Here is a 1,452-nt window from a genome sequence, read left to right as displayed (position 1 = left end):
TTTCGTCTGCTACCGCACCCAAGGCGTCGTGAATGGCCGAAAGCGGGCGCGTGATGCCGCGGATGATGAAGTAAGCTGCACCAATGGCAAGCCCGAGAATGACGAGTCCGGTGCCGATGGCCTGGAAGATGGCGGCGCGAATTTCCGCCTTCAGATCATCTGTGTAAAGGCCGGTGATGATGACGATCTTCCACGGCTCGAAAGCCTTGGCATAGGATGCCTTCGGATAGGTGCGGTCATTTGGGTCTTTGCCGGGTTTCGGGCCTATGAATTCCACAAAACCGCCGCCCTGCTGCGCCAAGCGAACAAGCTCGTCGCGGTAAAGGTAGCCCGTTGGATCGCCCTTGCCCTTATTGCTCTTGCCGACATCGGGTGACGTCGGGTGGAAGATCATCTTCACATCGTAGTCATAGCCGAAGAAATAGCCATCCGGCTCGAACTTTACCTTGTTCAGCAGAGCATAGGCACGCTTTTGAGCCTCCTCCTGCGTGAACTCGCCAGCGGTGGCGCGGTCATTGAAGTCCTTCAGGATGGAGATTGCTGACTCCACTTGCGTGCGCAGCATTTCGTAGCGCTGCTGATAGATAGCATTGGATGAGGAACGAATTTCTACAAATGTCGCAATGGAAAAGGCGAAGATCAGTCCGCCGACCAAAAGTGCAAGTTGCGTAGGGATTGAAAGGCGCTTCATGAGATCTCCTCAAACTTCAGTTTAAACCTGTCCACCAGTCAGTTTTCGTGACGGTTCATGACAGAAGACCCGGTAGGTCGTGCGCCTCATTGCATGCGTGGGATGATAGCTCGTCTTTGTTAAGAAATTCGAATATGCCTAAAAGTGAATCACAATGACTAAAAAACGCCGGGTTTTGGCCCGGCGTTTTCGTGTTTCGGTGATCGATCTGGATCAGCCAGCGCGTCGCATCTGCTGTGCCATGCCATGCAGGGCGCTCGTGGAAGCACTGCCATTTCCGGTACGGAAGCCGCCGATAAGTTCCAGAAGATCGCCGGTGTCATTGGCCAGAACTTCCGCCGAGGCCGTGGTTTCTTCTGCCATGGCGGCGTTCTGCTGGGTGGCGCTGTCCAGCTGGTTCAAGGCAGACGAGATGGAGCGAAGGGTGGTATCCTGCTCCTGTGCACTATGGGCAATTTTGGAGACAACATCATTGGCCGCCTCAATCTGGGCCGAGATGCGCTTCAATGCTTCACCCGCCTGCGAGACAAGCTGAACGCCCTGTTCCACCTGACCGCCGGAACGGGAGATTTGGTCCTTGATTTCCTTGGCGGCAGCGGCAGAGCGCTGTGCCAGTTCACGCACTTCCTGGGCAACGACGGCAAAGCCCTTGCCGCTTTCACCCGCGCGGGCGGCTTCAACACCGGCATTGAGTGCCAGAAGGTTGGTCTGGAAGGCAATCTCATCGATCACGCCAATGATCTTGGTGATCTCGGATGAGG

At 55.7% G+C, this 1,452-nt stretch carries 2 protein-coding genes; both read right to left on the bottom strand.

What is annotated here, in order from left to right; translation table 11 throughout:
* Positions 1-691, bottom strand: a 691-nt coding sequence (locus tag ACFSE1_RS07720; RefSeq protein ID WP_377398839.1) for a cache domain-containing protein, incomplete at its 3' end; no start/stop codon positions are given.
* 213 nt (positions 692-904) lie between these two features.
* Positions 905-1,452 (bottom strand): methyl-accepting chemotaxis protein (locus ACFSE1_RS07715; RefSeq protein WP_377398836.1); only part of this gene is annotated, 548 nt, incomplete at its 5' end.

Origin of the sequence: Affinirhizobium helianthi (genome assembly GCF_042680945.1) — a bacterium.
Classification (GTDB): Bacteria; Pseudomonadota; Alphaproteobacteria; order Rhizobiales; family Rhizobiaceae; genus Neorhizobium; species Neorhizobium helianthi.
This window is presented reverse-complemented; position numbering and strand designations above follow the sequence as displayed.